Source organism: Brachybacterium vulturis (genome assembly GCF_002407185.1).
GTDB classification, from domain to species: domain Bacteria; phylum Actinomycetota; class Actinomycetes; order Actinomycetales; family Dermabacteraceae; genus Brachybacterium; species Brachybacterium vulturis.
The window spans coordinates 1,919,269-1,934,300 of the sequence record NZ_CP023563.1; the positions used below are offsets into that span (position 1 = coordinate 1,919,269).

14 protein-coding genes are annotated in these 15,032 nt (G+C 72.8%); 9 read left to right on the top strand and 5 right to left on the bottom strand.

Going from position 1 to position 15,032, the window contains the following annotated elements:
• Nucleotides 1-49 precede the first annotated feature (49 nt).
• The 3 genes from CFK38_RS08575 (at nt 50) to CFK38_RS08585 (ending at nt 2,125) form a co-directional block, all read left to right on the top strand.
• Nucleotides 50-1,045 (top strand): stage II sporulation protein M, encoded by a 996-nt coding sequence (locus CFK38_RS08575; protein WP_096802696.1) that lies wholly within the window; start codon nt 50-52, stop codon nt 1,043-1,045.
• A gap of 262 nt (nt 1,046-1,307) precedes the next feature.
• Nucleotides 1,308-1,493, top strand: coding sequence for a hypothetical protein (locus tag CFK38_RS17145; RefSeq protein WP_157773419.1), 186 nt, complete (start codon nt 1,308-1,310; stop codon nt 1,491-1,493).
• A 110-nt stretch (nt 1,494-1,603) separates the two neighbouring features.
• Nucleotides 1,604-2,125 carry a class I SAM-dependent methyltransferase gene (locus CFK38_RS08585; RefSeq protein WP_245850962.1) on the top strand — a complete coding sequence of 174 codons (522 nt, stop codon included), beginning with the start codon at nt 1,604-1,606 and terminating at the stop codon, nt 2,123-2,125.
• A gap of 36 nt (nt 2,126-2,161) precedes the next feature.
• Here CFK38_RS08585 and CFK38_RS08590 read toward each other — a convergent pair whose 3' ends face one another.
• Genes CFK38_RS08590 through CFK38_RS08610 form a run of 5 tightly spaced genes read right to left on the bottom strand, consistent with a single transcriptional unit; the run spans nt 2,162 to nt 7,529 of the window.
• Nucleotides 2,162-3,460: a DUF58 domain-containing protein gene (locus CFK38_RS08590; protein WP_096802697.1), complete on the bottom strand. Its 1,299-nt coding sequence runs from the start codon at nt 3,458-3,460 to the stop codon at nt 2,162-2,164.
• A gap of 10 nt (nt 3,461-3,470) precedes the next feature.
• The gene (locus CFK38_RS08595; RefSeq protein ID WP_096802698.1) at nt 3,471-4,496 is read right to left on the bottom strand and encodes an AAA family ATPase; all 1,026 of its coding nucleotides are present in this window, start codon (nt 4,494-4,496) and stop codon (nt 3,471-3,473) included.
• Nucleotides 4,493-5,710, bottom strand: coding sequence for a DUF4350 domain-containing protein (locus tag CFK38_RS08600; protein WP_096802699.1), 1,218 nt, complete (start codon nt 5,708-5,710; stop codon nt 4,493-4,495). Before CFK38_RS08600 ends, CFK38_RS08595 begins: the two co-directional genes overlap by 4 nt.
• Nucleotides 5,707-6,393 carry a DUF4129 domain-containing protein gene (locus tag CFK38_RS08605; protein WP_096802700.1) on the bottom strand — a complete coding sequence of 229 codons (687 nt, stop codon included), beginning with the start codon at nt 6,391-6,393 and terminating at the stop codon, nt 5,707-5,709. Before CFK38_RS08605 ends, CFK38_RS08600 begins: the two co-directional genes overlap by 4 nt.
• Nucleotides 6,390-7,529, bottom strand: a complete 1,140-nt coding sequence (locus tag CFK38_RS08610; RefSeq protein WP_096802701.1) for a glycerophosphodiester phosphodiesterase — start codon at nt 7,527-7,529, stop codon at nt 6,390-6,392. Before CFK38_RS08610 ends, CFK38_RS08605 begins: the two co-directional genes overlap by 4 nt.
• A gap of 189 nt (nt 7,530-7,718) precedes the next feature.
• Between CFK38_RS08610 and mtrA the strand changes: the two genes are divergently transcribed.
• The 6 genes from mtrA (at nt 7,719) to CFK38_RS08640 (ending at nt 14,979) form a co-directional block, all read left to right on the top strand.
• Nucleotides 7,719-8,414: an MtrAB system response regulator MtrA gene (gene mtrA / locus CFK38_RS08615; protein WP_096802702.1), complete on the top strand. Its 696-nt coding sequence runs from the start codon at nt 7,719-7,721 to the stop codon at nt 8,412-8,414.
• Nucleotides 8,415-8,448: 34 nt separating this feature from the next.
• The gene (gene mtrB / locus CFK38_RS08620; RefSeq protein WP_096802703.1) at nt 8,449-10,170 is read left to right on the top strand and encodes an MtrAB system histidine kinase MtrB; all 1,722 of its coding nucleotides are present in this window, start codon (nt 8,449-8,451) and stop codon (nt 10,168-10,170) included.
• Nucleotides 10,167-11,870, top strand: a complete 1,704-nt coding sequence (locus CFK38_RS08625) for an LpqB family beta-propeller domain-containing protein (protein ID WP_096802704.1) — start codon at nt 10,167-10,169, stop codon at nt 11,868-11,870. Before mtrB ends, CFK38_RS08625 begins: the two co-directional genes overlap by 4 nt.
• A 102-nt stretch (nt 11,871-11,972) precedes the next feature.
• Entirely contained in the window at nt 11,973-12,761 is a 789-nt protein-coding gene (locus CFK38_RS08630; protein WP_096802705.1) for a ComF family protein, read from the top strand.
• A gap of 181 nt (nt 12,762-12,942) precedes the next feature.
• Nucleotides 12,943-13,602 (top strand): ribosome hibernation-promoting factor, HPF/YfiA family, encoded by a 660-nt coding sequence (gene hpf, locus CFK38_RS08635; protein WP_096802706.1) that lies wholly within the window; start codon nt 12,943-12,945, stop codon nt 13,600-13,602.
• An 84-nt stretch (nt 13,603-13,686) separates the two neighbouring features.
• Complete coding sequence (locus CFK38_RS08640; RefSeq protein WP_096802707.1) at nt 13,687-14,979, top strand: winged helix-turn-helix domain-containing protein; 1,293 nt, start codon at nt 13,687-13,689, stop codon at nt 14,977-14,979.
• The last annotated feature ends 53 nt before the right edge of the window (nt 14,980-15,032 follow it).

Consider the following 15,032-nt stretch of genomic DNA (forward strand, 5'->3'; position numbering starts at 1 on the left):
CCGACTTTCGTCGGCGGTCCGGGAGCGCGGCGGACCCTACGCTGAGGAGGTGGACACCGACGCCTTCATCGCCGTGCACCGACCGCAGTGGGACCGACTCCGGGAACTGACCCGCAGCCGCACCCTCGACGCGGCCGGCGTCGACGAGCTGCTCTCCCTCTACCAGGAGACCTCCACCCACCTGTCCACCGTCCGCTCGACCAACCCGGATCCGGCGCTGGTCTCCCGGCTCTCGCTGCTCGTGCACCGGGCCCGGCTGCGGATCACCGGCGCCCGGACCCCGCTGTGGAAGCACGCCCGCACCTTCTTCTGGGAGGACCTGCCCGCGGCGCTGTACGAGGCACGCTGGGCGGTGGCGCTCGCGACCGGCATCTTCCTGCTCTCGGCCGTGGCGAGCGGGCTGTACTTCGGGCTGGACGCGACCGCGCGGGAGCTGGTGATCCCCGAGGCGCAGCAGCGGATGCTGGTCCAGCGCGACTTCGTCAGCTACTACTTCCAGGGTGAGGCCTCGGGCTTCGCCGCCGAGGTGTGGACCAACAACGCCTGGATCACGGTGCAGGCGGTGGTCTTCGGCGTCACCGGCTTCTGGCCGGTGGTGATGCTGGTGCAGAACGGGCTGAACGTCGGCCTGTCCGCCGGGGTGATGGGCGCCCACGGCGGCCTCGGGACGTTCTTCGTCTTCATCCTCCCGCACGGTCTGCTCGAGATCACCGCGGTGCTGGTGGGTGCAGGTGCGGGCCTGCGCACCTTCTGGGCCTGGGTGCGTCCCGGCCCGCTGCCCCGCCTGTGGGCGCTGTCCGCGGCGGCCAGAGCCCTGGTCACGGTCGCGATCGGGCTCGTGCCCGTGCTGTTGATCTCCGGATTCATCGAGGCTTTCGTGACGCCCAGCTCCCTGCCGCCGGCGGTGCGGATCGCGATCGGCGCCGCCGCGTGGCTCGCGTTCCTGGTGTTCATGCTGGGCCGCGGCCGTCAGGTCCATCGCGCCGGCGTCACCGGCGACCTCTCCGAGGAGCTGGTCGGGGCGCGGGTCGCCACCGCCGGCTGAGGCCGGCTCGCATTCCGGAAACCGTGGCCGGAACTGAGCTCGTCGTGGGCCCGGGAGACGATACTGGGACCATGCCCACCACCCTCGCCGGCCTGCCGCCCGGCATCGTCCCCGAGCTCGAGGAGCTGTGGCCCCAGCTGCCCTGGCACGGTCTGCGCGAGACTCACGGCGCCTTCCATCATGTTCTCCTGCTCCCACCGGTCGCTGCGATCCGGGTGCGCACGGGGCCCGGACATCGCCCGGCGATCCGCCGCTGCTCGCGGTGTACGGCCGGGACGTGCTCGCCGCGGATCTTCCCGGGCCGATGCTCGACCGGGCCGCCGCGCATCGTCGCGTTCTCTCGTTGCAGGTCTCCGTCGCCGCCGATCTTCGTGAGGACCGGGCACTGCGTGACCATGCACTGGCGAACTTCGCACGACGGATCAGCAGCGGGGATCCGCAGTGGTGACCGGGTGCGGCGAGCAGAACAGGCAGGAGCACGGACTGGAGACCGGGATGCGGCCGAGAAGCGCTGACCGGGACTTCGCGGGGTACAACGCGGCGCAGTCTGCTCGAGAGGTGCGACCCCTGGCCCGCCGGGCCCTGGCTCTGGTGCGGGAGGGGAGCGGCGGGGCTGTCGAGCTCGGCAGCGGCGCCGGGATCGAGGCGCGCTTCCTCGCCGAGAACGGTGTCTCGGTGCACACCTACGATGGAGACCGGAGCGTCGCACCGGCCATGGCGGACCTCGCTCGCACGCTCCCGATCACGCATACCACCGCCGATCTCTCCACGCTGCGCTCTCTGCCTGCGGCGGATCTGGTGCTCTCCTGCGCGACGCTCTCCTTCGTGCCCCGGACGGCGTTCCGTGCGCTGTGGGGCGTCGTCCGGTCGGCGCTGAGACCGGGCGGGGTGCTGGCCGTGGACCTCTTCGGAGATCGGGACGACTGGGCGGGCACCGAGGGCACCTTCCTGCGCCGGGACGAGGTCGAGGACCTGCTGGACGGCCTCGAGGTGCTGGAACTCGTCGAGGAGGAGCGGGATGGTCGCTCCTTCAGCGGCCCGAAGCACTGGCACACCTTTCGCGTCCTCGCCCGCCGCTGAGCATGCGCGCGGACGGGGCGGGCCGCGGTCCGGGGCTCAGAGCCTCCCGGCGGCCTTGAGGGCGAGATAGGAGTCGGCCAGCGCCTGCGGGGCCCGGTCGGGCGGGGCATCGACCACATGGGCGCCGACCCGCTCCAGGGCGCGGGAGATCCCGGCCCGTTCACCGCGCGCCAGCTCGGCGGCCGCCGCACGGTACACCGATTCCAGGTCACCGCGCCCGGCGGCGAGCTCCTCGAGGGCGGGGTCCGCGATGGACGCCACCACCAGCGGATGGTCCTTGGCCAGCCGTGCCGCCACCGGCAGCAGTCCGCCGTGGACCACCGTGGAGTCGACCGGGGTGATCAGCACCACCAGGGCGCCCCGACGGGCGCGCTCGCCGATCGTGCGCGCGGCGAGCTCCCAATCGGTCTCGACCAGCGCCGGGTCCACCGCTGCGGTGGCGGTGACCATGTCGTTCAGCACCGTGGTCCGGGTCGAGCCGACGACGGAGAGATGGGGGATGCGGTCCACACAGATCAGATCGACCCGGTCCCCGGCCTGTCCGGCCAGAGCCGTCAGCAGCAGCGCCGCGTCGAACGCCGTGTCCAGCCGGGTCTCCTCGCCCAGCCGCGCGGCCGCGCTGCGGGAGGTGTCCACCACGATCAGCACGTGCCGATCCCGTTCGGGCCGCCAGGTGCGCACCACCACGCTGCGGCGGCGGGCGGTGGCACGCCAATCGATCGAGCGCACGTCGTCGCCGTCGACGAAGTCGCGCAGGGAATCGAACTCGGTGCCCTGGCCGCGCTGGTGGACGGCGGCCAGCCCTTCGATCTCCCGCAGCCGCTGCACCCGCGAGGGCAGATGGCGTCGGGCCCCGAAGGGGTGCAGGGCCAGCAGCCGGCCCGGAGCGGTGGCCCGCGCGGTGCGCCGCGCGAGTCCGAGCGGACCGCGCGAGGCGATCAGCAGGATCCGCGACCGGTGCTCGCCGCGGCGGATCGGGGTGAAGACCTGGGAGATCGCGCGGCGCTCCCGGGCGGGCAGCCGCACGGCGGCGCGCTGCGCCTCCAGCCCTGCGGTCGGGTTCCAGGCGTCGCGCACCTCGAGCGAGGCGGCGCGGGCGGTGGAGTTGGTCAGCAGCAGGCGGCCGGTGACGGTGTTGCCCAGCCGCACCTGGGTCGGTGCCTCCCGACGCACCTGGAGACGGCGCGGGTCGGGGGCGAGCAGCGCATCGGTGAGGATCACCAGCATCCACAGCGCCACCAGGATCCCCAGCACCCACCAGGTGGGCCACAGCACGATCACGGGCAGCGCGAGCAGCGCGACCAGGGCCGCGCGCGGGGTCAGCGAGATCCTCATCGGCGTCGCCTCAGCGGGGGACCGGCACGGAGGCGAGGGTCGCAGCGAGCACGGCCTCGACCTGGGTGCCCTCGAGCTCCGCCTCCGTGGTCAGACGCACCCGGTGGGAGAGCGTGGAGGGGGCCATGGTCTTGACGTCGTCGGGGGTGATGAAGTCACGTCCGGTGAGATAGGCCCAGGCCCGGGAGGTGCGCAGCAGCGCGATCGCGCCGCGCGGTGAGACCCCCAGGGCGAGGCTCGGGGAGCGACGGGTCGCCCGGCAGACGTCGACGATGTACTGCACCACCGGGTCCTCGGCCACCACCTGGGCGACGTCCTGCTGGGCGCGGTGCAGGGAGGGGATGTCCACCACCGCGCGCAGCCCCATCGCGGCCAGGTCGGTGGTGTCGAAGCCGCCGGCGTGGCGGCGCAGCACGTCGACCTCCACCTCGCGCTGCGGCAGCGGCATCACGGCCTTGAGCAGGAACCGGTCCAGCTGCGCCTCGGGCAGCGTGTAGGTGCCGTCGAACTCGATCGGGTTCTGGGTGGCGATCACCAGGAACGGGTCGGGCAGCGGCCGGCTCGCACCGTCGACGGTCACCTGCCGCTCCTCCATCGCCTCCAGCAGCGCCGACTGGGTCTTCGGGGGCGTGCGGTTGATCTCGTCGGCCAGCAGCAGGTTGGTGAACACCGGACCCTCGCGGAAGACGAGGTCGCTGGTGGTGTTGTCGTAGATCAGGGAGCCGGTGATGTCGCCGGGCATCATGTCGGGCGTGAACTGGACGCGTCGCATGCGCACGTCCAGGGCGGCGGCCAGGGAACGCACCAGCAGCGTCTTGGCCACGCCCGGCACGCCCTCGAGGAGCACGTGGCCGCGGCACAGCAGCGCCACGACGAGGCTGGTCACCGCCGCGTCCTGGCCGACGACGCCCTTGTGGATCTCCGCCGACAGCTGCTGCAGCTGGGCGCGGGTGTCCCCATCGACCTCGGGTCCGGCCGGGACCGCGGCAGCGGTCGGTTCGGGGGGCGGGACGGTGCCCGGGGTGGTGTCGGTCATCGGTCGATCTCCTTCTCGAGACGGTCGAGCTCGTGCGCGAGGCGGACGAGGTCCTGGTCGCTGGTGACGGGGGTGGGGCCGAGCAGGGCGCGCAGCTGCTCCTCGGAGCGGTCCGCATGCGGCCGGAGCGCCGCGAGCAGACCCTCGAGCGAGGATTCATGGCGGAGCCCGAGGCGGTCGGCCAGTCGGGTGGAGGCGGCGGTGCGCAGCGCGCGGGCCGCATCGTCCCGGGCATCGGCGCGCTGGAGCAGCTGGGCGCGGCCCAGCACCAGCTCCTGCGGGCGCACGGTCACCGGCAGGGGCTCGAGGACCACCGGACCGAACCGGCGGCCGACGGCCACCAGGGCGATGACGGCCACCAGCACCACCCACAGCAGCAGCGGGCCCGCCCAGTCCGGCAGATATCCCAGCGGGGTGAGGGAGGTGGTGCCCATGGGGTCGTTCGCGGAGGGGACGTACCAGCTGAGCTCACCGTCGGCGGCCAGCAGGTTCAGCACCAGTGCGGAGTTGTCGGCGCGACCGATCCCGTCGTTCGTCAGCAGATCCGCGCTGCCCAGGACGAGCACCCCGTCGTGCTCGGCCACCAGAGCGCCGTTGTCGGCCTCGAAGCAGCTTCGGGCCCCGTCCGAGGTCCGGTACAGGGAGGCCGCCCCGAAGAGCCCGTCCTCCGCGGTCGGCAGGTCGACCAGGCGCGCCTGGTGGGCGAGGTCCCCGCACTCGGGTCCCGCCTCGAGCCGACCGCCGTCACGCAGCGCCCCGGACGGGCTGATCCCCGAGGTGAGATAGGACAGGGCCACGAAGTCGGGCCGGACGAGCACCAGGCGCGCCCCGTGCGCGTCCCGGGCCTCGGCCAGCGCGGTGAGCTGGTCGGCATTGAGCTCGCCGGGTGCGGTGACCAGCACGGTGCGCCCCTCCCGCAGGGCGTCGGCGGCATCGGCGGTGTGACGGTCCACATCGACCTCGACCCCGAGGTCGCCCAGCACCTGCACCACCGCTCTGGAGCCCTGGCCGGTCGGAGCGTCCGGCTCGAGGGGACCATCGCGGTAGAAGCCCCGCGCGACGGAGGCCAGGAGCGCCGCGATCATCGCGACCACGATGAGCGTGATCAGCAGGGGATGGCGACGCTCCGGGCCGGAGTCGGCCGGGGACGAGGCGCGCGGGCCCGGAACCGGCCGGGCCGTCGACCTCGCCGCCGGGGCGTCGGCGATGCTCATGCGCCCGCACCGGTCCCGGCGGCGTGCGCCTCCGCCTGCTCGGTGCCCGCCTGCTCGGTGCCGGACAGGTCAGGTGCGGATTCCGCGATGTACTCGGCCAGGCGCAGCAGATCGTCCGCCTGCTTGGCGGTGGCCGGGCGGTGCGAGTAGGCGGCGGTGTCGAAGGCGTCGGCCCCGCGCTGCAGGCGGCCGCGCAGCTCGGGGAAGGACGGCGCGGCCCGCTGGGCGGCCTCGTGCGCGGTCATCCCGGCGGTCACCTCCAGCAGGGTGCGCTCCTCGAGATCGCGCACCAGGGCACGCAGGGCCAGGACGGTGCCGTCATCGGTGCGGCCCGCCTCGTTCGCCTCTCGCGCCGCCCGACGCAGCTGGGCGGCGCCGAGCACGGAGTCGGCGTCGAGCTGGGCGGCGACCGAGAGGGCGTGGCTGCGGCGGATCAGTCCGGTGCGCCGCAGCACCAGGAAGACCGCCGCGGCCAGGACGAGCGCCAGCAGCACGGCGATGCCGGCCTGGGCCGTGGAGGAGCCGTCGATGCCGTCCAGCACCTCCATCAGCCACCGCTCGAGCGTGCCGAGCAGCCACTGGATGAACCCGGGGGAGTCGTCGTACTCGGACTTCGCGAGCTCCTCGAGGATGCGGGCACGGGCCTCGTCCGGGTCCTGGGGCGGTGGCGCGGCGGGGATCATCGCGGGCCGTCCGCGTCCCAGGCCTCCCGCGCGCGGCGGAGCAGCTCGACGTCCCAGGCCTCATGGCGCATCCGGGCATCGGCGTAGATCGCCACGAAGCCGGCGGAGAGGAAGGGCGCCAGCAGGAACGTCGCCGCGTAGCTGCCCGCCATCGAGATGATCGTCAGCACGATCATGCCCAGCACGATCGCCTCGAGGGAGGAGGCGAGCAGGATCGCCATGTAGACGATGACGGCGACGGTGCCGAACACACCGCCGATGACCTGCACCGCGAGCATGTAGAGCAGGTACAGCAGCAGGGCGGTGCCGAACACCCTCCACAGCCGGCGGCCGCGGGTCAGGACCAGGCTGCGACGGAGCGCGCCGAGGACTCCGACGTCCTCCAGGACCAGCGACGGGACCGCGAGCACGGTGCGAGCCCAGATCCAGAGGACGGCCAGCGCACCGAGCACGACGCCGATCACCAGCGGCAGGACGGTCAACCAGGAGGCCTCCTGGAGCAGGATCACCGGCAGCATCCCCAGTCCGCTCAGCGCCAGGAAGACCACCAGGCTCAGCACACCGATCAGCAGCCCCACGGCGACGGCGGGCAGGCCGCGGCGGCGCATGGTCGCCCACATCTGTGCGGTGGAGACGGGACGACCGACGGCCTCACCCATCGCGACCTGGGTCAGGGCGACCGTCACCAGCGATGAGGCCACCATCGTGATGATCATGGTGACCGCGCTGGACAGGATCATCAGCACCGCATCGCGCACCGTGGTGAGGGCGCCGCCGGTCTCCGTGGCCGCCGGGTCCGTCATCATCGACTGCATGTCCCCGATCATGGGGACCATGCTGGCGCCGGTCACGAAGGTCAGGACGACGAAGGCGACGCCGTAGACGGCGGCGGCGACGCCCAGCACGGATCGTGCCCGCAGGCGGTAGATCCGCACCGCCGCACCGAGCACCTCGCCCAGTCCCAGCGGACGCAGCGGGAACAGCGGCATGGACTGTGCCAGCTCGCGACGCGGGCCTCCCGGGGGCCGCCCGCCGTCGGGGGCGCCGTACGGCGGCGGACCGGAGCGCTCGGTGTCGGGGGCCGTCGACGGCTCCGCGCCGGCCGTCGAGCCCGGGGCGGTCCACGACATGCTCATCGGTCCTCCTGCTGATCGTCTCTGTCGCCGCTCGCCGCGTCCGGGCCGGACGGGTGGGAGCGGGGACTCCTGGGACGACACTACGGAGTCCCGGGCCCTGCCATGATCCGACGAACGTCGAGGACCCCGCGTCTTCCGGACACCCCTGAGCAACCGGCCTCCCGGGCCCGCGCCCCGTTCGGTGGCACAATGACCTCCATGACGACGCCTTCACGGATACTCGTGGTCGATGACGACCAGGCGATCGCCGAGATGGTCGGCATCGTTCTGCGCGGCAAGGGCTACGAGGTCGCGACCTCCCCGGACGGGGCCTCGGCGCTGGAGACCTTCCCGCGCCTGCGGCCCGATCTGGTCCTGCTGGATCTCATGCTGCCCGGAATGGACGGCATCGAGGTGTGCCGTCGGCTGCGCCGCGAGTCCGGCGTGCCGATCCTCATGCTCACGGCCCGCACCGACACCGCGGATGTGGTCGAGGGGCTCGAGGCGGGAGCCGACGACTATCTCACCAAGCCCTTCGAACCGGAGGAGCTGGTGGCGCGGATCATGGCCCGGGTGCGGCGGGTCGAGGAGCCCACCACGGAGACCCTGGCCATCGGGGACCTCACCATCGATGTCGACGGCCACGAGGTGCGGCGGGGCGAGGACCCGATCTCCCTGACCCCGCTCGAGTTCGATCTGCTCACCCAGCTGGCCCGCAAGCCGTGGCAGGTGTTCACCCGCGACGTGCTGCTGCGCGACGTGTGGGGATACCGCCACAGCGCCGACACCCGTCTGGTCAACGTCCACGTCCAGCGGCTGCGCTCGAAGATCGAGCACGACCCCGAGCACCCTGAGATCGTCGTGACCGTGCGCGGCGTCGGCTACCGCGCCGGGGGCGGATCCTGAGAAGCAGACGGATCCTGCGAACCGTGGCCCGTCAGTGAGCACCCTGCGCGACGGCGGCGCGCCCGCTCCGGAGAGCGCGCGCGCGGTGCTCGGCGCCGATCCGCGCAGCTGGCCGCTCGCTCTGCGCGTGGTGCTGGTGACGACGCTGCTGTCGATCGTCGCTCTGCTCACCGTCGGCGCATATCTCTCCTCGGTGATCGCCGACGGACTGTACGAGCAGCGCCGCGATCGCGTGCTCGAGGAGACCCTCGAGGTCAGGAGCGACCTCACCGAGACCCTCGCGCAGATATCCGGTGCCACCAGCACCCAGCAGCAGGACGCGGTCAACGCCTTCGTCCAGACCGCGGGCGGGCAGGGCGGCGGGGAGCGACGCGAGGTGGTGCTGATCCCGGTGGAGACGGCGGGGACCGTCTTCCCGGTGGCGTCCTCGGACGGCAGCCTCTTCAACGAGCTCGACGACGAGCTCACGGCCGCCGTGGCCGATCACCCCGAGGCGATGTCCTGGCGCTCGATCGGCCGCGAGGACTCAGCAGGCGACACCCATCCGGCGCTGCTGGTCGGCACCCGGGTGATCGTGCCCGGTGCGGGCTCCTACGACCTCTATCTCGTCTACTCCCTGGAGGAGGAGGAGGAGACCCTCGCCTTCGTGCAGCGGGTCATCCTCGGTGGCGGGGCGGTCCTGCTCGCGCTGATCGTCGGCATCGCGATCGTCGTCGCCCGGATGGTCACCACGCCGCTGAAGAAGGCGGCGCACGCCGCCGAGCGGATGGCTGCGGGGGACCTCACCAGCCGGGTCGAGGTCGCAGGAGCCGATGAGCTGGCGCGAGTGGGGGAGTCGTTCAACGATATGGCCCGCAGCCTCGAGCAGAAGGTCGACGACCTCACCGAGCTCTCCCACCTCCAGCAGCGGTTCGTCTCCGACGTCTCGCACGAGCTGCGCACTCCGCTGACCACCATCCGCATGGCCGCCTCCGTGCTGGACGCGCGCAGCGGAGACCTGCCCGGCGAGCTGCGGCGCACGGCGGAGCTGCTCTCGGCGCAGGTCCGGCGCTTCGAAGTGCTGCTGGTGGACCTGCTGGAGATCTCCCGGTTCGATGCCGGCGCCGCCGAGCTCGAAGCGCACCGGGAGGACATCGACGCGCTCGTGGAGCGTGCGCTCGAGGACGTCCGCCCGCTGGCGGGCGACCGAGGCTGCCTGCTGGATGTGCACCTGGCCGGGGACGACGTCTCCGCGATGGTGGATGCGCGCCGCATCGACCGGATCCTGCGCAATCTGCTCACCAATGCGATCGAGCACGGCGCCGGCCGACCGGTGCTCGTCCAGACCGCCGCCGACGCCGAGTCCGTGGCGGTGGTCGTCCAGGACCACGGTCACGGCATCTCCCCGGAGGACGCGCAGCACGTCTTCGACCGCTTCTGGCGTGCAGACCCCTCGCGGGCCCGGACCATCGGGGGCACGGGCCTGGGACTGTCGATCTCCGCCGAGGACGCCCGGCTCCACGACGGCTGGCTGCAGGCCTGGGGACAGGAGGGCGAGGGGGCGGTGTTCCGCCTGACCATCCCCCGCCGGCCCGGGACCGTCCTGACCCGCTCCCCGCTGCTGTTGGAACGCTCGTTCGATCGGGACGAGGCCGGAGCCGCCGTCTCCTCGACCCCCACCGGCGAGATCAGGATCGGCCCCGAGGTGCTCCCTGACCTCGAGGAGACTGCGGAGGAGCCGGTCACCGACATCGACGGCCCGGGAGGAGAACGATGAGACCTGCACGACGCGACGTGCTGAGGGCTGCGGGTGCCGCGGCCGTGCTCGGTCTGGGGACGGCCTGTGCACGCATCCCCACCGCGTCGCCCATCTCCCGCAGGACGCTCACCGGGCAGACCCAGCCCGGGGCGCCCTACGTGCGAGCGCTGCCGCCGCCCCCCGACGCCACCGCCCAGGAGGTCGTCGCCGGGTTCGTGCAGGCAGGCGTCGGCTCCGAGGAGAACTTCGCCGTGGCCCGCGAATACCTCACCCCGGAGGCGTCCGCGGCCTGGGACCCCGAGGCGCTCATCACGATCTATTCCGGCAGTCAGGAGCTGAAGGTCACCGAGAGCGGTGAGGGCCGGCTCGCGGTCGTGCTGAAGGCCGTCGCGCTCCTGGACGAGCACGGGGTGCGCAGCGTGCTCTCCGGGCCCACCTCGCGCGAGATCGAGGTCGAGGTCGCACAGGTCGACGGCCAGTGGCGGCTGAGCGAGGTGCCCGATGGCATCTTCCTGTCCGAGGCGGCCTTCGAGACGCTGTACGGCCCGGCCCAGCTCTACTTCCTCGACGCGCGCGAGCGGCATCTGGTGCCCGACCACCGCTGGTTCCCGCTCCGGCGCGGCGCCTCCGCCGTGATGGAGGCGCTGAGCGTCGGCCCCTCGGACTTCCTCGATGCAGCGGTCACGAACCGGGTGCCGCGGACCCTCGGCGGCTCCGACGTGGTCACCGCGACAGGGGTGGACGGCACCGCGCAGATCACCGTGCCCAGCGCGATCGCGAACCTGGCGGCCGGCCCGAGGTCACTCGCCCTGGCCCAGCTGGAGGCCTCGCTGCAGTCCCTGCGCTCCCTGACCGGGGTGCGTCTGGTGCTGGACGGACAGGACGTGACCCTCGACGAGCAGAACCAGCTCGAGCGCACCCTGCCGGGGCACCGGCCGATCGCCGCGGGACCCACCGGTGTCATCTCGCTGGCCGACAACGGCGCGGGGACGCCCGCCCCTCAGCTGGTTCCGGCCTTCGCCGAGATCGCGGTCGCCTTCCCGGTGATCGCCCAGGACGGCGTGCTCTCCGCCGCCCTGGACCCGGAGGGATCGACCGTCCTGATCGCCACCGCGGATGACTCGCTACCGCTGCGCGTGGCTGCGACCGGCGGCTCCTTCGTGCCGCCGCGGGTGGATGATGCGGGATACGTGTGGACCTCGACCCGCTCCAGCCCCGGGGTGCTGCTGGCCCTGTCGGGCCGCGGGCCCGACCTCGACGCGAAGGTCGACGCCCCCTGGCTGACCGGTCGCGAGATCCGGGCGCTGGACATCGCGGCCGATGCCACCCGGATGGTGGTCCTGTCCACCGACACCGCCGGCGCCCGCGTCGACCTGTGCGCCGTGGTGCGGGACTCCGACGGGGCCCCTGCCACGCTCACCGACCCGCGGCCCCTGCGCACGTTCCTCGCCGACATCACCCAGGTCGTCTGGTACGACGAGGTGGCACTGCTGATGCTCGGCACGGAGCCCACCTCCGAGCAGCGACGGGCGCAGATCATCGACTTCTCCAGCGGCCGGGAGTCGCTGCCCGCCCTCGCCCCCGGCACCGACCGCATCGCCGGGTCCGTGGTCGCCGAGGCGGTGTGGGCCAGCACCGTCGATGACGAGCTCCTGCGCAGCGACGGGGAAGGGTGGACCATGGTCGATCAGAAGGGTCACGACCCCTCGTTCTACTGACCCCTCCGGCGAGGGTCCCCGACCGTTCCTCCCCGCCATCGGGCCGTCCACAGGGACCCTCGTCCTGACCACGGCGCCTCCACGATGTGCTGAGATCCGGGGATGGCAGCGCACGGAGGACCGAGGCCGCGGCTGCGCGAGGTGATCGCCCAGACCTGCGCGCTGGTCGCTCCGCGGCAGTGCCCCTGCGGCCAGGAGGGGACCTGGCTGTGCGCGCAGTGCGCGACCCTGCTGGAGGCGGCGCCCCTCCGGGTCGAGAGCAGCTGCGACGCCCTGCAGGTGCTCGCCGCCGCCCGGGTCCGCGAGGAGCACCACGACGGGCTCGTCCTGCCCGCCGGGGTGGACCACAGCCCGCTGCTGCCGGTGCTCGCCCTCGGGGAGTACGGCGGGAATCTGCAGCGCCTGGTGCTGGCCTGGAAGAACGGCGGGATGCTGCATCTCGGGGCGCGGATCGCCCCGGCGCTGGCCCCCGCCGTCGCCCAGCTCGCCGCGGCCGCCGACGTCGCCGCTCCCGGACTGGTCCCGGTGCCCTCCCGGCGCAGCGCCCGGCTGCGGCGCGGCGAGGACCACACCGCGGAGCTGGTGCGTGCGCTCGAACGCACCGACACCGGGCATGCCCTGCTGCTGCGCACCCGGCCCACGACAGCTCAGGACGGACAGGGGGCCCGCCAGCGGCGGGCCCGCCGCATCCACCTGTCGGGCCGGCGGGCGCGGGCCGCCGGTCGGCGGTCGGAACCGGTGATCATCGTCGACGACGTCGTCACCACCGGCGCCACCCTGCGCGGGATGCACGAGGCCCTCACCACCGCAGGCCTGCAGGTGCTCGGCGCGGTGGTGGTCGCGGCGGCACGTATCCCGCCCCCGCCCACCGGACCCGACACCACCGCCTGAGCGGCGGGCCGCCGCGGATCAGCGGACGAACGGACAGAAAACTTCCAGCGAATCGTGGCATGCTTGTGTGACTCGCCACATCAGGGCGGGACCCCCTTCCACAGGAGGTGCGACACCCAGCCGAAGAGCCATCGCGGCCGGGCTCAGAGCGGCCGCATCCTGATAGGAGGAGAACCCACTCATGGAGATCAATGTCGTCGGACGTCACATGGACGTCCCGGATCGATTCCGTCGTCATCTCATCGACAAGCTCGACAAGGTCACCCAGTTCGCCCCCGCGGCTCTCCGCGTGGACGTCGAGATCTCACAGGAGAAGAACCCCAGGCAGACTGAGCTCAGCGACCGGGTCGAGCTCACCGTGCACGAGAACGGCTCCGTGATCCGTTCCGAGGCGCGTGCGGACGATCTCTACGGGGCGCTGGACATCGCCTACGGCAAACTCCTCGAACGTCTCCGGCGCGCCCGTGACCGCCGCAAGGATCGACGTCGGGGCCGCGACCGTGCGCACCAGGGTGCGGGAGCGAGCCTGCGCACGATGCCCGCGGATCAGGAAGTTCCCGCCGCGCTCCAGGAGACGTCTCCGGAGCCCGCGGACGAGCCGGAAGAGGCCCCCGGCGGCAACGAGATCGATCTGGCGGACGCCGGCAGTCCTGTCGTGATCCGGAAGAAGAAGCACCCTGCCAAGCCGATGAGCATCGAGGACGCGCTGAACCGGATGGAGCTCGTGGGGCACGACTTCTTCCTCTTCGTCGACGCCGAATCCGGCCACCCGAAAGTGGTCTATCGCCGCAAGGGATGGAACTACGGAGTCATCGAGCTCGAGTCCGAGCTGACCGCCTGACCTCCCACGACGGAGCGGGGCGGGAGGAGCGCGAGAGCCTCCTCCCGCCCCTCGTCGTGCCGACCCGACAGGAGCACCGCGTCGATGAGCCCAGCACCGACGAGCTCGACCCTCACCTGGAGCCGCGCGCGCCGGATCGCCCTGCGGGCACAGGGCATGGGGCGCGCCCGCCGCAGCGACCCGCCGACGCCCGCCACCAGCCGCCGCGCCCTCGCCCGCACGGTGGAGCGGACCCATCTGCTCCAGATCGACTCGGTGAACGTGTTCGCGCGGGCCCACCACCTCCCCGTGTTCACGCGCACCGGCCGCTGGGACCCCTCCGTGCTCGAGCGTGCCGTGCGCCCCGGACAGCGACGCAGCCTGCGGGAGGGGCTCGCCCACGAGGCCGCGTACATCACCCCGGAGATCCATCGACTGCTGGCCTTCCGTCGCGCCATGTCCGCACAGGACTCGGGCGCGCTGCGGGAGATCACCGCGTCCTCCCCGCAGCTGCTCCCGCAGGTGCGGGAGGTGGTGGCGGACATCGGCCCCGCCAGCGCCGCCGCCGTCTCCAGGCATCTGGGGGACACCGAGCGCGGCGAGGGATGGGGGTGGCGCCGCACCGACACCCAATGGGCGGTGGAGCACCTCTTCCGCACCGGGGAGCTCGACTGCGTGGGTCGCTCCTCGCAGTTCGAGCGCCTGTACTCCCTGCCCGCGGACGAGCATCCCGGACCGGACGGCCTCCCCGCCCAGGACGAGGCCGCGTCGATCCGCGAGCTCGTCGAGCGGGCGGCCCGCTCCCTGGGCATCGCCGAGATCGGTTCCCTCGCGGACTACTTCCGTCTCCGGGTGCGGACCGTCGCGCCCGCGGTCCGGGAGCTGCTCGCCCAGGGCGAGCTGCGGGAGGTCGAGGTCTCCCATCCCACAGGAGCACGCACGATGCTGCTGCACCGGGACGCCCCGGCGCCTGCCCCGCTCCGGGTCGCCGCCCTGGTCAGCCCATTCGACCCGCTCGTCTTCCATCGTCCGCGGCTCGCGCGCCTGTTCGACGTGGAGTACCGCATCGGCATCTACACCCCTGCCGCGCAGCGCACCACCGGCTACTACGCCCTGCTGTTCCTGCTCGGGGACGTGTTCCCGGCACGCGTGGATCTGCGCGCGGACCGTGTGCGCGGCGTGCTCGAGGTGCGGGGCACCTACCGGGAGCCGCTGCCGCACCTGCCTGCCCGGCAGCGTCCGCAGGATGCCGCGATCGCCGAGGCGCTCGCGGCCGAGCTGTGGCGCGCCGCCCGCTGGCAGGGCCTGGAGGAGGTCGAGGTCCTCACCGGGTCGGGGACGGGAGATCTCTCGGCCGCGCTGGCGGAGTTCGCGCACCGGGGAGCCGACACCGGGTGACGATGCGCGCAGGTGGTCACCAATGCGGACGGTGACGCATACGATGGGTCAGG

What these genes read in the sequence shown, in the direction of transcription:
- CFK38_RS08590 (WP_096802697.1), bottom strand. Translation starts at nt 3,460, where the DNA reads ATGAGGATCTCGCTGACCCCGCGCGCGGCCCTGGTCGCGCTGCTCGCG.
- CFK38_RS08595 (WP_096802698.1), bottom strand. Translation starts at nt 4,496, where the DNA reads ATGACCGACACCACCCCGGGCACCGTCCCGCCCCCCGAACCGACCGCT.
- CFK38_RS08600 (WP_096802699.1), bottom strand. Translation starts at nt 5,710, where the DNA reads ATGAGCATCGCCGACGCCCCGGCGGCGAGGTCGACGGCCCGGCCGGTT.
- CFK38_RS08605 (WP_096802700.1), bottom strand. Translation starts at nt 6,393, where the DNA reads ATGATCCCCGCCGCGCCACCGCCCCAGGACCCGGACGAGGCCCGTGCC.
- CFK38_RS08610 (WP_096802701.1), bottom strand. Translation starts at nt 7,529, where the DNA reads ATGAGCATGTCGTGGACCGCCCCGGGCTCGACGGCCGGCGCGGAGCCG.
- mtrA (WP_096802702.1), top strand. Translation starts at nt 7,719, where the DNA reads ATGACCTCCATGACGACGCCTTCACGGATACTCGTGGTCGATGACGAC.
- CFK38_RS08625 (WP_096802704.1), top strand. Translation starts at nt 10,167, where the DNA reads ATGAGACCTGCACGACGCGACGTGCTGAGGGCTGCGGGTGCCGCGGCC.
- CFK38_RS08630 (WP_096802705.1), top strand. Translation starts at nt 11,973, where the DNA reads ATGGCAGCGCACGGAGGACCGAGGCCGCGGCTGCGCGAGGTGATCGCC.
- hpf (WP_096802706.1), top strand. Translation starts at nt 12,943, where the DNA reads ATGGAGATCAATGTCGTCGGACGTCACATGGACGTCCCGGATCGATTC.
- CFK38_RS08640 (WP_096802707.1), top strand. Translation starts at nt 13,687, where the DNA reads ATGAGCCCAGCACCGACGAGCTCGACCCTCACCTGGAGCCGCGCGCGC.